Source organism: Leptotrichia sp. oral taxon 221 (genome assembly GCF_018128245.1).
In the GTDB taxonomy this organism is placed as follows: Bacteria; Fusobacteriota; Fusobacteriia; order Fusobacteriales; family Leptotrichiaceae; genus JABCPH02.
In genome coordinates this window covers 330,966-348,509 of record NZ_CP072378.1, presented here as the reverse complement: position 1 = coordinate 348,509, position 17,544 = coordinate 330,966, and the positions used below count along the sequence as shown (strand labels likewise).

Sequence of the window (17,544 nt, the reverse complement as noted above, 5' to 3'; positions counted from 1 at the left end):
TCTTAGGGTTATTGGCTTTTTATTTTTATCAGAAAAATTATTTTTTAAAAATGAGAAGCCTGTAAATATTACGGGCTTTTTTGTTACTAATTTTAGTAAAATTTTGTAAAAAATTTAGCTACGAGTTTATTAAATTTGAAAATATTTGATTAAGTGAGTTCTACTTAAATTATTGAATTTAAAAAATGAAACGAAAAATGGAGGAAAAAATATGATAAAAGCAGGAATTGTAGGAGCAACAGGTTATGCTGGACAGCAATTATTATGGATTTTAAATAATCACAAAGAGGTTGAAATAGAATTTATTTCATCGCATTCATTTGCGGGGGAAAATATTGGAGATATTTATAAAAATTATAAGAAATATTTTGAGAAAAAATTGATTTCGATTGAAGAAGTTAAGGAGAATTTGGAGAAAATTGATGTTTTATTTTTAGCTTTACCTCATGGAATGTCGGAAGATATGACGAAATTGGCTTTGGAAAAAGATGTAAAAGTTATAGATTTGGGAGCGGATTTTAGATTGGATGATTCAGAGATTTATGAAAAATGGTACAAAGTGAAACATAATTATCCAGAAATCAATAAAAATGCAGTTTACGGGCTTCCTGAAATTCACAAAGAAGAAATTAAAAATACGAAGGTTGTGGCTTCGCCTGGATGTTATCCCACTTCTGCTATTTTAGGCGTGGCACCGTTATTAAAAAATGGACTTGTTGATACGAAAAAAATTATTGTTGATTCGAAGTCAGGAGTTTCGGGAGCTGGAAGAAGTGCTAAATTGGATTTAATTTATGCTGAAGTTAATGAAAATTTTAAGGCTTATAACATTTTGAAACATAGACACACGCCTGAAATAAAGCAAGAGATGGATAAATTATCGAATGGGGATATTAATTTAGTATTTACTCCGCACTTGTTACCAATAAATAGAGGGATTCTTTCGACAATTTATTTGGATGTGAAGGATGAATTTAAGGAAAGTTTGACAGAAGAAAAAATTTATGAAATTTATAATGAATTTTATAAAAATGAGTATTTTGTGAGAGTTACTGAAAATTTGCCAGAGATAAAAAATGTGAAAAATAGTAATATTTGTGAGATTGGTGTTCGATATGACAAGGAATATGGAAACATTGTTATTGTATCGGCCATTGATAATTTGATAAAAGGTGCTGGTGGACAGGCGGTTCAGAGTATGAATATTTTATTTGGATTTGAAGAAAAAGAAGGATTGGAATTTTTGTCGATGTATTTATAAAAATATTTTGTTAATAAGACTTTATTAATAGGAATTTTACAGATAAAAAAGAAAGGAGCGTGTGATTCATAATTTTTATAAAATAATTAAAAATTATTTATCATACAAAAAGTTATATGAAAATAATAGAAAATGGAACGATTACTGATGTTAAAGGAATTAAAGCAACTGGAATATCAGCAAAATTGAAAAAAAGTGGAAAAAAAGATATGGCTTTGATTTATAGTGAGGAAAAAGCGGTTTCAGCTGCGGTTTTTACAAAAAATTTGGCAAAGGCTGCACCAATTATTTTGGATATTGAGCATGTAAAAAATAATAATACACAAGCGATTATTGTAAATAGTGGAAATGCAAATTCTTGTACGGGGGATACTGGACTTGCGAATGCGAAAAAAATGACCGAGATCGTTGCAAATAAATTAGGATTGAGTGCTGAGGAAGTTTTAGTTCAGTCCACTGGAATTATCGGAGTTCAGCTTGATATGGAAAAAATTGAAAACGGAATTAATCAAGTAGTGGAAAATTTGTCAGAAGATGGCGGAATTGATGCGGCTACTGCGATTATGACTACCGACACCTTTGTTAAGCAGATTTGCTTGGAAATTGAGATTGCTGGGAAAAAGGTGAAAGTAGCTGGAATGTGTAAAGGTTCTGGAATGATCCATCCAAATATGGCGACAATGCTTTCATTTACTGTAACTGATGTAAATATTGAAAAATCTTTGTTGCAAAAAATGTTTTCTGAAATTGCTGACAACACTTTCAATATGATTTCAGTTGACGGAGATACGAGTACAAATGATATGGCTTGCGTTTTGGCGAACGGACTTGCAGGGAATGAAAAAATTGTTGATGAAAATTCAGCTGGATATGATGAGTTTAAAAAGGCGTTATACAAAGTGAATGAAGAATTGGCTAAATTAATTGCGAAAGATGGAGAAGGTGCAACAAAATTGATTCAAGTTACAACAAATGGAGCAAAAACATTGGAAGATGCGAAAAAAGTTTCAAAATCAGTTATCACTTCAAGTCTTTTTAAAGCGGCGGTTTTTGGTGGCGACCCAAACTGGGGAAGAATTCTGTGTGCGGTTGGATATTCAGAAGCTGATTTAATGATTGATAAAGTTAATATTTTCCTAAAAGCTGGAAATGATATGGTTCAAGTTGCGAAAAATGGTATGGCACAGGATTTTGATGTTCCAAAAGCTGAGAAAATTTTAAAGGCTGAAACCGTTGAAATAATTATTGAATTAAATGATGGAGAGTTTGAAGCGACTGCTTGGGGATGTGACTTGAGTTATGATTATGTGAAAATTAATGCGGAGTATCATACTTAATAATTTTTAAAATAAATTTATGATTTTAAGAATTTTTTGTTAGTAGATTTTTCAAGATAATTTTTTAAAAGAATTATTTATAAAATTAAATTTTTGAAAAACTAAAAAAATAAGAAAAATTTTAATAAAAGAAAGGGAAAATATGATTTCAAATTTAGATAAAGCGAAAATTTTAGTAAAGGCGTTGCCATTTATAAAAAAATATCATAATAAAACGATTGTTATTAAATATGGCGGAAGTGCGATGGTTAATCCTGTTGCTCGGGAACAGTTCATTCAAGATGTGGTTCTTATGAAATATGTTGGAATAAATCCTGTGCTTGTGCATGGTGGAGGGCCTGAAATAAATGAGATGCTTCAAAAAATTGGAAAAGAAAGCAAATTTATTGCAGGAAATCGTGTGACTGATGAAGAAACGATGGAAATTGTGGAAATGGTTCTTTCTGGAAAAGTTAATAAAGGAATTGTGTCAGATATCAATAAATATGGCGGAAAAGCTGTTGGCCTTAGCGGAAAAGATGGAAATATGGTATTCGTTGAGAAAAAGTTTGTTGAAGTTGATGGAGAAAAGGTTGATATTGGATTTGTCGGAGAGATTAAGGAAATTAATACGGAAGTTATAAAATTATTGGAGTCGAATGATACGATTCCTGTGATTTCTTCAATTGGAGTTGACAAAAATGGTCAGACATACAATATTAATGCAGATTATGTGGCAGGTGCAATTGCTGGAAAATTACAGGCTGACAGACTGATATTTTTGACAGATGTTGATGGAATTTTGCTTGATTACAATGATAAAAAAACTCTTATTGATGAAATTGATGTGAAAAGAGTAAATGATTTAATAGAACGGGAAATTATCAGTGGAGGTATGCTTCCAAAAGTTACAACTTGCCTAAATGCGATAAAAAATGGCGTAGAAAATGTTGTTATTCTAAATGGGAAATTGGAACATTCCGTAATCCTTGAGTTGTTTACAGTTGAAGGAGCTGGAACTTTAATAAAAAAAGAGGAAAATTCTGAAAGTTAAAATTATCCTAAAAATAAAAATTTGTAATGATAGATAATTCATTTACTTAAAGCAATTATTCTAAAATTAAAAATTATAAATCTATTGAATATTTAGAAGATTAAGAAAAATAAGAAAGAGGTAATAATATGTTATTAAATGTATATAGCCGTTACAATAAAGTTTTTGAAAAAGGGAAGGGAACATATATCTATGATGATGAAGGCAATGAATATTTAGACTTTGTATCAGGAATTTCAGTAAATTGTTTAGGGCATGCAAGTCCTGTAATTACAGAGGCTTTAACGGAGCAAAGTCAAAAATTAGTACATATTTCTAATTTGTATTATAGTCAGCCACAGTTAGATTTAGCTGATAAGCTTACGGATAATAGTGAAATGGAAAGCGTTTTTTTCACAAATAGCGGTACTGAAGCAATTGAACTGGCATTAAAAATTGCTAGAAAATACGGAAATAATTTATCTTATGATAAAAATGGAAATAAAATTGCCGATAAGACAGAAATAATCTATATGAAAAATTCTTTTCACGGAAGAAGTACTGGAGCATTGGCAGTCACTGGTCAGCCGAAATATCAAAAACCGTTTGAACCATTGATGAAAAATGTTACTGAATGTAATTTTAATGATGTTCAAGATTTAAAAGCGAAAGTAAGCGAAAAAACTGCTGCCATTATCCTGGAGCCAATTCAGGGAGAAAGTGGACTTGAGAGTGCTAAGCCTGAATTTATCGAAACTATAAAAGAATTGAGTGAAAAATATAATACTCTTGTGATTTTTGATGAAATTCAATGTGGAATGGGAAGAACTGGAAAATTGTTCGCTTACGAGAATTTTGATTTAGTGCCAGATGTAATTACGATTGCAAAATCTCTTGGTGGCGGAGTTCCAATCGGAGCTTGCCTGACAAAAGGAAAGGCAAATGATGTGTTAGCTCCTGGCGACCATGGTTCAACTTACGGAGGAAATCCTTTAGTTTGTGCCGTTGCAAATGCTGTTTTATACGAATTAATTGACAACAAATTAATTGAAAAAAATGTTGTGGAAAAAGGTCAGTATTCTGTGGAAAAATTGGAAAAATTAAAGGAAAAATTCGATTTTATCGAAGAAATTCGTGGAAAAGGACTTCTTTTAGGAATAAAATTTGATGAGAAAAAAGTTTTGGCAAAAGATGTTGTTTTAAAAGCGTTGGAAAATGGATTGTTGCTAGTCGGAGCTGGAAATAATGTTGTGAGATTTTTTCCACCATTTAATGTAACAAACGATGAAATTGACAAAGCTATTTCGATTTTGGAAAAAGTTTTTGAAAAAATTTCTTTTTAGTAATTGAAAATTATAATTGTAAATTAAAAATTATTAAGGTAAAATTATACTGAAAGAATGAAAAAATTTAGAGTTAAAGGGAGATTTTTATGAAAACCTTTAGAAAAATTGCGATACTTTTTCTTTTGGTAAGTTTGATGAATTTTGGTGCGTCGAATATCGAAGGGAAAATTGCTCAGATTAGGAAAGATTTTGCAAGTACTAATGCTGTGAAAAATTATGTTATTAAGGAAGTTGAAGATCCAGAGCAAAGTACAGATGGTGGCGTTGTGAAGTATTTTTCGCAAAATAGAATTGTTAAAAAAATTGTAGTTGAACATTTTGGAGAAAGTTGGAATAGTTTGACAGAATATTATGTAAAAAATGGAAAAGTTTATTTTATTTTTGATAAGTCTGAAAAATATAATGTGCCATATTATGTGGATTCTAAGTGGTATAAAGAAAATAAGCTAAAAAATGGAGAAGTTTTTGATAAAAGAAAATCGAAATTTTCTGAACAACGATACTATTTTGATGAAAATGAAAAATTGATTCGGTATATAGGTGAGAATAAAAAGGTTGTTGAGAATAGACAAAAATTGAAGGAAATTGAGAAAGATATATTGAAAGAATATTATAGAATAAAAAATTAATATAGTATAGAGTTATAAATAAAAATTGGCAAAATTAAATAATAGCAAGGGACAGAATCTTTTGTTATGATATGATAAAAAATAAAAATTAAGGAGAAATTATGTTAAAAGGAAAATCATTTTTAAAATTATTAGATTTTACGACGGAGGAATTGCAGTATTTACTGGATTTAGCGAAAAAATTGAAGATAGATAAGAAAAATGGGACTGAGAAAAAAACGATGGTTGGAAAAAATATCGCTTTGATTTTTGAGAAAACTTCTACTAGAACGAGATGTGCGTTTGAAGTGGGAGCTTATGACCAAGGGGCAAATGTCACTTACATTGGGCCTTCTGCATCACAAATTGGAGATAAAGAATCTATGGAAGATACTGCAAAAGTTTTGGGAAGATTTTATGATGGAATTGAATATCGAGGATACGGTCAAGAATTGGTCGAAACTTTGGCTGAACATTCGGGAGTGCCTGTTTGGAATGGACTTACAACTGAGTTTCATCCAACACAGATTTTGGCGGATTTTTTGACAATTACAGAGAAAAAAGGTAAATTGAAAGGAATAAAATTCGCATTTTTAGGCGATGGAAAAAATAATATGGCAAATTCTTTAATGATTGGTGCTGCCAAATTTGGAATGGATTTTAGAATTGTTTGTCCAAAAGAATATTTTCCTGAAGAAAAATTAGTTGAAAAAGCTAAAAAAATTGCCGAAAAAACTGGTGGAAAAATTTTGTTGACAGAAGATAAAATTGAAGGTGTGAAAGATGCCGATGTCGTTTATACTGATGTTTGGGTGTCGATGGGAGAACCAAAAGAAATTTGGAAAGAAAGAATCGACAAATTGCTTCCATACCAGGTAAATGCTGATTTAGTAAAGCATTGTTCAAACGATTACTTATTTATGCACTGTTTACCAGCGTTTCATGATTTAAATACGAAAGTTGCGAAAAATATTGAAAAAGAATATGGTTTGAAAGAAATGGAAGTTACTGACGAAGTTTTCAGAAGTAAAAATTCTGTTGTATTTGATGAAGCAGAAAATCGTATGCATACGATAAAGGCTGTGATGGTGGCAACTTTGGGAGAAGGAGAATATCCATTATAAAAAATACAAGAGTGTCTACAAATTTGTAAAAAGAGAGTGTCCATAATTTTGTGTAAATTAATAGATGAATTCAGTAAATTCAATACTTTGCTATTTGGTTCTATTTACACAAAAATTTTTACACTCTCATAAAATATAAGATTTTTATACACCTTTTTACACAGAAATTACACTCTCTTTTTTATTTTATTTAATTATTAAAAATACAAATATAATTATAATCTATCAGATTTTCAACTTCTGTTTCATAGATTTTTTGCTCAGAAAATTTTGATAAGAATTTTCTTTTCCCCTCAGATATTTTCTTCTCTTTTATTAAAGTTTCATCTTTTGAAAATCCTAAAATTCCTAAAAATAAAAAAATCAAAATTAATTTATTCATATATATTCCTTTCATGATTTTATAAAAGTTCCAAATCCAATACTTTTCCTTTTCCCAATTGAGAAATAATCTGGAAATTTCAAATTTACAGAGAAACTTCCTATAAACGCTATCATATTTACATTTTTTAAATCTCTTGATCTTATTTCTAAATTTTGAGATACATAAATTTTATCTTCTCTATCAAGCCAAATTCCTAATCCTTTTAAAACTTCTAATATATTATTCGTAATAGCTTGTTCCAATGTATATTCTCTTTTCAAGTATTTTGCATAATTTTTTTCATTTAATGGCAAATAAGGCGTCACAAATCTATACTCATACATTTTATCGCCTGTATATTTTATCTCTTCATCGCATATTTCCAGCTCTTTCTGAATATCAAAAATAAAATTTCCATCAATATTTAAATAATCAACTTCCTCAAAAAGTTTTTTATTTATTTCAATAACCTCTTCACCAATTCCCATCACAGAAAGTGTATTCATAATCAATTTATACTGTAACTTAGGATATGAATAATTATATCCATCTGATAAATGATTATGAAATAATACATTTTCTTTATATTTATCTGCCAAAAAGCCTCTTAATTTTTCTAGATCTCTCATTGAGTGTTTTTCGTTTCTTTTGAATTTTAATATTGAGTATTTCACTAGTAGAACTCCTTAAATTTTATTCATATTTATTTAAAAAATTTTATTTAATAATTATAAAACTCAAAGTTTTATAATTATTTGTCCAAATCCGTAATTAGAAAATTTCCCTATTCCATAAAATTTAGCAAATATAAATATCGCATAAATTAAATTTTTATATTGTTCTTCTATTATTTTAATTTCAATCTCTCCTAAATAAGAATTTTTAATTTTTTTATTTCTTTTTATTTCTTTTATATAATATTTCTCTTTTTTAACAAGAAAATTTTTTCTATTATTTATCCAATTAAAATTCTCGTTGCAGTATTCAGAAAAGTTTTTTAAAATTTCACAAAAGATTTTATCAAATTCAAATATAAATTTATTACTTTTTTCCTCAATTACAGGTGTCACAATTTTTATTTTCAAGTTACTTGTCAGTTCATCAAAATCCTTTTTCAATATTTCTTCTAAATTATAGTATCCAGTCCAAATTTTATCATTTGAAATTATGCCCTTTATTTTAAACTCATTTTCACCAATAAAAATAATTTCTTTATTTAAAGCTTTTCTAAATAATTTTTGAATGACCGAAGAAAAATATTCTGTTTTTTTTATTGTTATCATTATTTTATAGTTTTTTTCTTTATCAACTATAAAAACATTTTCAAAAAAATATCCAAAAAAAGATGATACTCTAAAATCATTTATACCCATTTTAGGAAATATTTTATTAAAAGCTTCATGTATTTTTATGCTGTAATCAGCTTCTGTAATAATAGTATTTTTAACAGGGGATAATGCAACTAAAAAACTATTCATTAAATATCTACCTCTTCTACTTTTATTAAGACCCATCCCATAGGATAATTATTTTCATCTAAAATTGTTCTTGAATTTTCACTGGGATTTGTTGTTAGCAAGTTTATAGTTTTATCATTAAATCCTGTATATTTCCCTATTCTAACTAAACTTATATTCTTATTCTTAAAACTATTAAATATTTTTTTTAAAAATTCATAAAAATTTCTTAGATTGTAGCTGTCTTTTTCCCTTTCTTTTTCAATTTCAAAGTTTAATATATTTTCCATTTTATCATCTAAAGAATCCAACAATTTTTTTATCCCTAAATTTTTTTTATATTCCATTTTAAAATTATTTTTTAAATAATATTCTGTCAACACAATATTAAAATTTATTCCTTGTTTAAAATCTATTTCATTTCCAAAATTTATTTTTTCAATGTTATCAATTTTTTTATACATTCCACCTAAAACTTCACAAAATAAATTTCCTTCTTTTATTTGAAGAATATTTACAGAAAATTTTTCCAACTCAATTTCTTCTGTATCAAAAATTTTAACTGTTTTGAAAGGATCTTTTTTAGGCTCTAAGCCTAGTTTTTCTCCTTTTTTATCTATTTTATTTCCATATCTGTCTTCTTTTTCAGCTAATAAAACCTCTGATTCCATTATTTTAACTTCTTTATCAATCTCTTTTCGATTATAGACTCTTTTCCCATTTTTTATTTCATAGCTACTTTTTATTTCATATTTTTTCTCATTTTCTAAAAAATCACTGTATATAAAAGCTGTTCTTAACGCTCCTTTTATTGAACTTCCTGGAATATATTTTTTATTATTATATCCGATAAATTCAGAAATACTTAGCTGACTATTTTCTTGACTTTTATCATCTAACTTCTCTTTATAATACTTTTCAAAATCAGAAGATACTTTTTCTTTATAAATATATCCCCATTCTTCCTTATAATTATTATATATCCAACTTCTTATATTAAAAAAATTATTTTCTTGAAGTATTTTATAAAAATTTTCTTTTTCAGAATCATTCATCTTATCAAAAACTTCTGACATATCAATTCTATACATATATTTATCTTTAACTGTATATTCATATGCCTCTATATCTTTTCCGCTTCCAATATAAATATCTGTCAATGGAATTAATTTCACATTGTATTTTTTTGCTACATTCATTAGTCATCAACTCCCACAATAAAAGGAATAAGACACTGAATACTTTTCTCATCATCTTTTTTCAGATTTTTCAATACTCTCCCTTTAACTGAATCAGGATTCCCTTTAAAATAAGAACCCTCTGTATAGCAAATAAAATAATCTTTAAAAGGATTTTCTGTCATATATGCTTTAGGTTTTTTAGTAAGAAGTTTAGAATTTATAACTTCTATATTATCCTTTTTATTTGGAATATAGTTAGAAAGAACTACAAAACTATTCTTAGCTTTTCTTTCACTAAATACTTTTTCTGGTTCCATTTTAATGATTTCAAATTGTCCTTTACCTGTACTTGCACTTTTTCCATATCCATTAAAAGATATATATTTTAATCCTTGTTCAAATTTTTTCATATTAAAATTATCTCTTATTTTTACAAAAATTTCTATTTCTGTTTCTTCAAAAAATCTAATTTCATTTTGTTCAAATAATCTTATATCATTTTCTTTTTCACTAATAATTCCAAGTCTGTTTATTTGATTTCGTATTCTTCCTTCTATCTTAAAAAATTTATTTTCTTTATTTATTTTCTTATTTTCATCTGTTGTTCCATTTAACATTTCTTCCAAAAAATTTTCATTAATTCTTGAATTACGAGGATTTTTTCTTTTTTCTAATGTAGAAAAATCCCTTTTTCCTTCTAAAACCTCCAAATATATTTGTTCTAATTTTTTACCATTTAAAAGTTCTTCAAATACACTTCTGCTAATATATTTTTTCTTTTTCATAGCTTTATAAAATTCTATTCTTTTTCTATCAAATTTTTTTAATTTAGTATTATCTATTTCATCTAAAAATTCTTCACTCAATTCTCCAAAAATAGGATAATTTCCATTAATTATAGGATTCGAAAAAATAAAAGGTGGATTATAATTTTTTGTTTCTTCTACAATATTTTCAATAAATTTTTCTCCTTCTATCATTTTCAAGGCCCAGATCATTGATCCAAATAAAGTATCCGACTGAATAGGTGTTATAAATGAACTTTTTGGTTTTAAGTCTATTTTCCAAATACTATAATTCATGTTCTAATCTCCTAATTTTATATCATTTAAATTTAAATTTTCTTCTTTTTGTTGTTCATCAAATAAATTTTTTATTTTTAAATTTTCAAATTTTATTTGTCCACTTCCTCTTGAAACTGCTCCTCCAAGCCCTTCTATTTCAACTAATTTTAATCCATCTTTTATTATTTTTTCTATTTCATCTTTTTTATCTATATTTAAAACTTTAAAATTAATTTCCATATCAAAAATTAGATTTCTTGGAACTCTCTCTAAATTTCTTGGATTAGCACTTGAATCAAGTCTATTTATACTATTCTCTATTTTTAATTCTGTATCCGTTCCCGTTCTCTCTTTCATTTTCTTTACTTCTTTTTCTGAATCCTCACTCAAAAATATATCTTTTACTGTTATTCTTGTAGGACCTTTTCTACCATTTCCACCTGCCGTTCCACCAAATACATTTAAAAGTGTATCACCTTCACTATCTTTTGATAAATTTTTTCCATCATATACCTTTCCATCGCTAGTCACTTTTCCAGTATACCATTCCAATAAATATCTCATTTTCCCTTTTAAACTACTTCCTGGTATATAAGGATTTTCTGTTGCTATATCTCTTACAATAGGATTATCATTTCCTCCAATTTCTATAACACCTTCATCTCCACCGATATGTAATCCTGTTTCTAATTTTATTTGTCCACTTATTTTATATATTCCCATTAATTTATATTCTGACATTTTTTATTCTCCTTTTCTATCTATTATTTACCCCACCAAGTCCGTACATATATCCTAATACTGTTTCAAAAAATACTAAAAAATCTTTATAACTTTGTATTGTATTTTCTTTAATGACAATGTCAATATTTTTTTCCATAAATTCAGAAAATTCATTTGTTATTTTCTTTCCACCTTTTTTATACTCTAATTTTGATTTTAATATCAATAACTCTATATGTAATTTATCTACATTTTTCTCATTTTCATCTATATATTTTTGCTTTAATTTTTTTAATTCATTAAAAAATGCTCTTAACTGACTATTTGTTATTTTCATATTTTCTGCTATATTTTTAGCTTCTATCGATACAAGCTCTTTTCTTAATACATTTTTTGATTTGTCTCGATAACCTTTTTCTAATATTTCTTTCATTATTTCTGTCACTTTAAATTTTGGACTATTCCAATTATTATTTTGTATATTTTTACCATTCCGATTTCGACTATTACTACCTCTTCTTTCTGAATTATTTTCTTTCTTAAAATCACTAAAAAACATTTTACTATTTCCCATATTCTTCACCTGCTACTTTCTATTCAAATAAATTATATAATTTAAAACTATTCTCATATATTTCGTTAAAAAATTACCTTTTTTATTGTCTATTTCTTCCATAAATTTATTTCTTAATTCTTTAATTATTTCAACTTTTTCTTCCTTATCTTTAATTATTTTTACTATTTTATTTTTTTCTTCATTATCTCTTACTTTTTCAAGTTTTTTTCTATTTTTTTCAATCTCAGATTCAAGTTCCTTCAATTTTGGCAATATATTTCTACCATAGTCATATTCAAATTTTGAAATATATGTTAATAAATTAAAATCTATATTTTTCCCAGCTTTACTATTTTTATCAATTCCTGACAAAGATTTATATAACTTTTCGGCCATTTCTGTATAATTTAAACACCTATATAAAAATGTTTGTGTAATCATTTCTCCTTCTTCTTTATTTCCATATATTTTTTGTAGTCTTTCAGCAAACTCAAATATTTTTTCAAATTCATCCCATTTAAATGATTTATCAAATAAAGTAAGAGCATTTTTATCTTTGTCAATTTCTTTAGATTTTTCTTCAAGTTCTCCAGCTTCATTAATTCCATTTATTATTTTTAATTTTGGGTGTGAAATAGCTATTCCACCAGATAGAGTTATTTCTTCGTTTTCTGTCACAAACTTTTCAAAATTATTTTTTATAAAATATGATACAAAGATAATTTTATCCCAAGGACCTATTATGACTAAATCATCTCCTCCAGAATAAAGAACATATATTTCACTCAGGTCTATTTCTTTCTTAATCTTGTTGCCTAAATAGATTTCTACCTTTCCTTTTTCAAAAATCGAATTCATCCAATACGAAAAAAAGTATTCCATATTTCTACTTAAAGTAGAAATTCTTGAGATAGAACGATAATCTTTTTTTTCTTTTTCATCAGTTTCTTCTAATTTTTCCAATTCTTCATCTGAAAGATTCTTTTTTTTCTTAAGTCCTATACTGAATATCATTCCTAAATTGTCTACATCTGCTTTATAAACTGCTATTTTTTTATTTCCCGTTGCTGTACTAGAAATATCTTCAAAACTTTTCAATGAATTTTTATTTTCTTCTAAAGGAGCATAGTTACTAATAAATCTTAATATTGTGGGATAATTTTCAACTATTTCAATATTATTGAGAGATATTACTAAATCTATTTTCTCATTTTTTCCTGAAATATCAATATCTTTCTTTGATTTAAAAAACTGAATAGACATATTTTCAATCACTTCAAAAGTTTTTTTATTATCTGCTTTATGATTGTATCTTATACCTATAAATTTAGCTTTTGGAATTTCCCCTCCCATTTCCTTAAATTTTTCATTTAATCTATCTAGAGCAGTTGTTCCATCGCTTCTATATCTTACATCAAAAATTGGATTTTCTTTTATTTGATTAAAGAATCTTTTATCTTTTTGCCAATTTAATTTTCTATTCCCCTTTTCAAGAATTTTAGTAAAATTTCTAGCTATTTCATTACCATTTGATTCAATAGTTACAATATTTACAAAAAGCTGCCCAAAAAATTCTTTATACAAATAATCATTCAATTTTTCTTTTATTTCCTCTACTTTTTTCGTTAAATCATCCGTATTTTGAAGTAAAATATAAAACTTTCCACCAGCAGTTAAAATAATATTTGTTAAATTTAACTCAAATTCTTTTATTAAATGTAATGCTATGGCGTCGCTTATCATTTTTACAAAAAAAGATTTCCCTCTCAATGTTTTAGCAGCACCTTCTGATTTTATACCATCATAAATAAAATTCTGAATCCCACTAACATCTCCAACTAAAACTGTAAATTGCTTAATTTCTTTTCTAGGCTGATTCCCATTTTCTAATATGTTATTTTCTTTATGATATTTATAAGAAGCCAATGCTAATGCTGAAGTGCTTTTTAAATGATCAAACAACGAGATATCCGATATTTTTGTTTGTGTGTCCGATGCTATACACCACATATATTTTTCCATTAATAAATATAATTGTGAAAAAAATACATCATAGTTACTACTATTTATATTTTTTATTTCATCAAAAAAATTACATATATGTTTATATAATTCTTCTTCATTGTTTCCTCTAAAATTATTCGCATCTATTCCTGTTGCAAGTCGTTGACAAAAAATAGATTCATAACTAAGGGAATTTAATTTATATGCAAAATATGACGAATCATTTTTGTTTTCATCATTTTTTAAAGAAATTGTTTCAAATATTGGATTTAAAGGTTTTCTTCTCCAATGAGTGTCCTCTCTTTGATCTTTTTCAATAGACTCTTCTCTTCTTTCAAAAGCAGAATAATTATCTACTCTTGCTACTATATTTCCAATTCTTTGTAATTTTTTATCTTCAATATCCTTAACTGAAAGCTTAACTTCATTAAATTCTTTGCTTTCATGATGTTTTAAAACAAGTTCCTTCAAATTTTCTAACAATTCAGAACTTTCTATTATTCTATTTTCTTCTAAAAAACATATAAATTCTTTTGACAACACAGGATGCTTAAATGTTCTATATTCTTTATTTTTTATATTTTTTACATAACTTGATGATCTATTTGTAAACTTTCCAAAATCATGTAACAGTCCAGCCAAGGAAACAACTTGTTCCATATTTTCTAACTTAAACATCGCTCCTCCTTTTTTATATTTAACATTGTTATATATATCCATCTAATTTTATTTTTATTACTATATTTATACCACATTTCTTAAGAAATAACAATTTTTCACTAAATTTTTTTAACAAAAATCTAATTAAAGTAATAAAAATTATCATAATTTTTTATAAATATGCTCGACAATTTCTCTAATTCATTATTTAACCATTTCTCTCACTCCCTTTTCTTTTATAATCTTATTATATACCATTGTTCTAACCTATTTTTATTAATAATTCACCTATTTTTTCTAAAAAAAATAACAACCTTATAAAAGTTGTTATTTTAATTTATATTCTGACTCTATTTCAATCCTTGTTTTAATGGATTCACTTCTTTAACCAATAAGCAAAAAGAACGACAACAACATGCATTTGAAGGTTTCAATCCTTGTTTTAATGGATTCACTTCTTTAACTATAAAGACATGCTAAAAGACAAATACTTCTTTACGAGGGGTTTCAATCCTTGTTTTAATGGATTCACTTCTTTAACGGTTTATAGAAGAATACGGTTGGGAAATAACAGGAACAGCGTTTCAATCCTTGTTTTAATGGATTCACTTCTTTAACTTCCAAAAGGAAATAATTCCTGAAATTAAAAACTTCATGTTTCAATCCTTGTTTTAATGGATTCACTTCTTTAACGGAGCACTTTCTTTTTTTGTTTCTTTGAAGACTCTACCGTGTTTCAATCCTTGTTTTAATGGATTCACTTCTTTAACGAAAAGAGTATCATTAGAAAAAGGAAGACAATTTAGAGTTTCAATCCTTGTTTTAATGGATTCACTTCTTTAACTACTTACAAATTACAAACAAAAAGTATGGAGTTAAAAGTTTCAATCCTTGTTTTAATGGATTCACTTCTTTAACATCAAAAGGATGGTTCAAAGGATATGGTGATGGATCGTTTCAATCCTTGTTTTAATGGATTCACTTCTTTAACTTTGCACATCTTGTCGCATTTGTTGATTCAATCTGTGGGTTTCAATCCTTGTTTTAATGGATTCACTTCTTTAACAAGATAATACACCTAAGGAAAACGCAAAAGTTACAGTATGTTTCAATCCTTGTTTTAATGGATTCACTTCTTTAACGTAGTAAGATTTATGACGATTTGTATGCGATTGAATCGTTTCAATCCTTGTTTTAATGGATTCACTTCTTTAACAGACAAGAAAAACTTATTCATTCAAGAGGACACTAGCAAGTTTCAATCCTTGTTTTAATGGATTCACTTCTTTAACAATGATTTAATTGTTTTATCCATAGCTTTCTCATCTGTTTCAATCCTTGTTTTAATGGATTCACTTCTTTAACACTTAGAAAACAATATCCAAATTGCGGTGCTATGAAATGTTTCAATCCTTGTTTTAATGGATTCACTTCTTTAACAGAACGATGAAGTAGATTTCGTTATCGAACCATCAGGGTTTCAATCCTTGTTTTAATGGATTCACTTCTTTAACTATCCCATACTTTCAAGAAAATCCTTTATTTATAGGTGCTACAGAGATTTTTTCAAACATTAAAATCGTATTTTTTTGATTAATTTTTATCATTTTTTGCTGTTTTTTTAGCATTTTCCGTAACTCCTAACCCTCATTTTTATTGACTTTGAGTAGATTTTCTTTCTCTTTTTTTATTTTTAATAGTGGTAGGAATTTTTACCACGAACTTATTTTACCATACTTTTTTATTTTTTCAAAATTTTTTTTGATTTTTTTGCAAAAAAAAGAGAAAATCTATTTTTGATAATTTTACTAAAAAATGATTTCCTCTATTTTATTTTTTAATATTATCTTCCACAAATTTTTTTGTAATAACAATCTCGACATTTTGTTCCGCCTTCTGCTTCTATCGGGTATCGCTCAGTTTCAATTATTTTTAATACTTCAGCAGCACTTTCTTTTACTTTTTCCAAATCTTTATTTGTACTTTCTATTTTCTTTAATGATAAACCATCTAAAAACAAAATATACCCTTTTTGAGATTTAATTTTATACTTTTCTTCAATTAATATTAAAAACATGGCTACTATATATTTGTATCTATTTTCTTCTCTTGCTGTATATTTAGCATTGTAGTAATAAACTGGAACTATTGTTTCGTCTTCTAAAAGAAGTATGTCGTCTAATTTCCCATAAAAATGATATTTTTCTGAAGATAATTCTTTGTTAAATTCTCTATTATACCAGTATAGTATATTTTCTTGATTTGAATTTATCATTTGTTCTATATTTTGTTTTTTTAATTTCAATCTATCCCATATCCATTTCCTATTTATACGATTTTTTCCTTTCACCCTTTCTTCTTCTTCCTTGTTAGAATCTTCCTTTTTTTCTCCAAACATTTTTAGCACATTTTCATAATATATTATTCTAGGACAAAAAATATAGTCCAAAACTTCAAATATTGATATTTTCTGAGATTTAATAACTTCCATTTTTATTCACCTCTTTTAAAAAAATAATACTGGCTTCTCATCTTTAACGATATCTTGTTCAAAAGATAATCCCAGCAATGTTGCCTTTTTGTAATCTGCTTCACAAACTGGGAAAATATATACTGAATCTTCTCGTAAATCAATTGCTTTTTTTGTTTCCACTATAATTTCATCAACTTCATCTTTTTCTATATTTCCTAGAAATACCGACTTCTGAACTCTGTATAATCCATGCTTCTGTGCTATTCTAATAATTTCTCTTCTATTTCTATCATCTGTTATATCGTATATTAACCAAGTCATCATTTTCAATCACCTTCTATAAATAATTCAAAAATAGTCCTCAAGTCCCCAAA

Annotated in this window: 16 protein-coding genes and 1 CRISPR repeat array; of the genes, 6 read left to right on the top strand and 10 right to left on the bottom strand. The window is 26.7% G+C overall.

What is annotated here, in order from left to right:
- Window positions 1–211: 211 nt before the first annotated feature.
- From argC to argF, 6 genes are all read left to right on the top strand, one after another.
- Window positions 212–1,261: an N-acetyl-gamma-glutamyl-phosphate reductase gene (gene argC, locus J4863_RS01645; RefSeq protein ID WP_211618762.1), complete on the top strand. Its 1,050-nt coding sequence runs from the start codon at window positions 212–214 to the stop codon at window positions 1,259–1,261.
- A 116-nt stretch (window positions 1,262–1,377) separates the two neighbouring features.
- Window positions 1,378–2,598: a bifunctional glutamate N-acetyltransferase/amino-acid acetyltransferase ArgJ gene (gene argJ / locus J4863_RS01640; protein WP_211618761.1), complete on the top strand. Its 1,221-nt coding sequence runs from the start codon at window positions 1,378–1,380 to the stop codon at window positions 2,596–2,598.
- A gap of 142 nt (window positions 2,599–2,740) precedes the next feature.
- The gene (gene argB, locus J4863_RS01635; protein ID WP_211618760.1) at window positions 2,741–3,631 is read left to right on the top strand and encodes an acetylglutamate kinase; all 891 of its coding nucleotides are present in this window, start codon (window positions 2,741–2,743) and stop codon (window positions 3,629–3,631) included.
- 128 nt (window positions 3,632–3,759) lie between these two features.
- Window positions 3,760–4,953 carry an aspartate aminotransferase family protein gene (locus tag J4863_RS01630; protein WP_211618759.1) on the top strand — a complete coding sequence of 398 codons (1,194 nt, stop codon included), beginning with the start codon at window positions 3,760–3,762 and terminating at the stop codon, window positions 4,951–4,953.
- An 89-nt stretch (window positions 4,954–5,042) separates the two neighbouring features.
- A complete protein-coding gene (locus J4863_RS01625; RefSeq protein ID WP_211618758.1) occupies window positions 5,043–5,585 on the top strand; it encodes a hypothetical protein in 543 nt (180 codons plus the stop codon).
- Between the two features lie 101 nt (window positions 5,586–5,686).
- The gene (gene argF, locus J4863_RS01620; protein WP_211618757.1) at window positions 5,687–6,688 is read left to right on the top strand and encodes an ornithine carbamoyltransferase; all 1,002 of its coding nucleotides are present in this window, start codon (window positions 5,687–5,689) and stop codon (window positions 6,686–6,688) included.
- A 190-nt stretch (window positions 6,689–6,878) separates the two neighbouring features.
- On the opposite strand, the gene J4863_RS01615 is transcribed toward argF, so the two are convergent.
- From J4863_RS01615 to cas2, 10 genes are all read right to left on the bottom strand, one after another.
- Complete coding sequence (locus tag J4863_RS01615) at window positions 6,879–7,070, bottom strand: hypothetical protein (RefSeq protein ID WP_211618756.1); 192 nt, start codon at window positions 7,068–7,070, stop codon at window positions 6,879–6,881.
- 11 nt (window positions 7,071–7,081) lie between these two features.
- Window positions 7,082–7,726 (bottom strand): CRISPR-associated endonuclease Cas6, encoded by a 645-nt coding sequence (locus tag J4863_RS01610; protein WP_211618755.1) that lies wholly within the window; start codon window positions 7,724–7,726, stop codon window positions 7,082–7,084.
- Window positions 7,727–7,789: 63 nt separating this feature from the next.
- Window positions 7,790–8,530, bottom strand: a complete 741-nt coding sequence (gene cas6, locus J4863_RS01605; RefSeq protein ID WP_147003558.1) for a CRISPR system precrRNA processing endoribonuclease RAMP protein Cas6 — start codon at window positions 8,528–8,530, stop codon at window positions 7,790–7,792.
- Window positions 8,530–9,708: a type III-A CRISPR-associated RAMP protein Csm5 gene (csm5, locus tag J4863_RS01600; protein ID WP_211618754.1), complete on the bottom strand. Its 1,179-nt coding sequence runs from the start codon at window positions 9,706–9,708 to the stop codon at window positions 8,530–8,532. Before csm5 ends, cas6 begins: the two co-directional genes overlap by 1 nt.
- The gene (locus tag J4863_RS01595; protein ID WP_211618753.1) at window positions 9,708–10,772 is read right to left on the bottom strand and encodes a hypothetical protein; all 1,065 of its coding nucleotides are present in this window, start codon (window positions 10,770–10,772) and stop codon (window positions 9,708–9,710) included. Before J4863_RS01595 ends, csm5 begins: the two co-directional genes overlap by 1 nt.
- A 3-nt stretch (window positions 10,773–10,775) precedes the next feature.
- Complete coding sequence (csm3, locus tag J4863_RS01590; protein ID WP_147003555.1) at window positions 10,776–11,495, bottom strand: type III-A CRISPR-associated RAMP protein Csm3; 720 nt, start codon at window positions 11,493–11,495, stop codon at window positions 10,776–10,778.
- 16 nt (window positions 11,496–11,511) lie between these two features.
- The gene (csm2, locus tag J4863_RS01585) at window positions 11,512–12,051 is read right to left on the bottom strand and encodes a type III-A CRISPR-associated protein Csm2 (protein ID WP_211618752.1); all 540 of its coding nucleotides are present in this window, start codon (window positions 12,049–12,051) and stop codon (window positions 11,512–11,514) included.
- 12 nt (window positions 12,052–12,063) lie between these two features.
- On the bottom strand, window positions 12,064–14,715 hold the full coding sequence (gene cas10 / locus J4863_RS01580) for a type III-A CRISPR-associated protein Cas10/Csm1 (RefSeq protein WP_211618751.1): 2,652 nt from the start codon (window positions 14,713–14,715) through the stop codon (window positions 12,064–12,066).
- A 334-nt stretch (window positions 14,716–15,049) separates the two neighbouring features.
- Window positions 15,050–16,211: a CRISPR direct-repeat array (repeat unit 37 nt; unit sequence GTTTCAATCCTTGTTTTAATGGATTCACTTCTTTAAC).
- A gap of 329 nt (window positions 16,212–16,540) precedes the next feature.
- Entirely contained in the window at window positions 16,541–17,188 is a 648-nt protein-coding gene (locus tag J4863_RS01575) for a Dna2/Cas4 domain-containing protein (RefSeq protein ID WP_211618750.1), read from the bottom strand.
- 15 nt (window positions 17,189–17,203) lie between these two features.
- Window positions 17,204–17,491: a CRISPR-associated endonuclease Cas2 gene (gene cas2, locus J4863_RS01570; protein ID WP_249111541.1), complete on the bottom strand. Its 288-nt coding sequence runs from the start codon at window positions 17,489–17,491 to the stop codon at window positions 17,204–17,206.
- Window positions 17,492–17,544 lie beyond the last annotated feature (53 nt).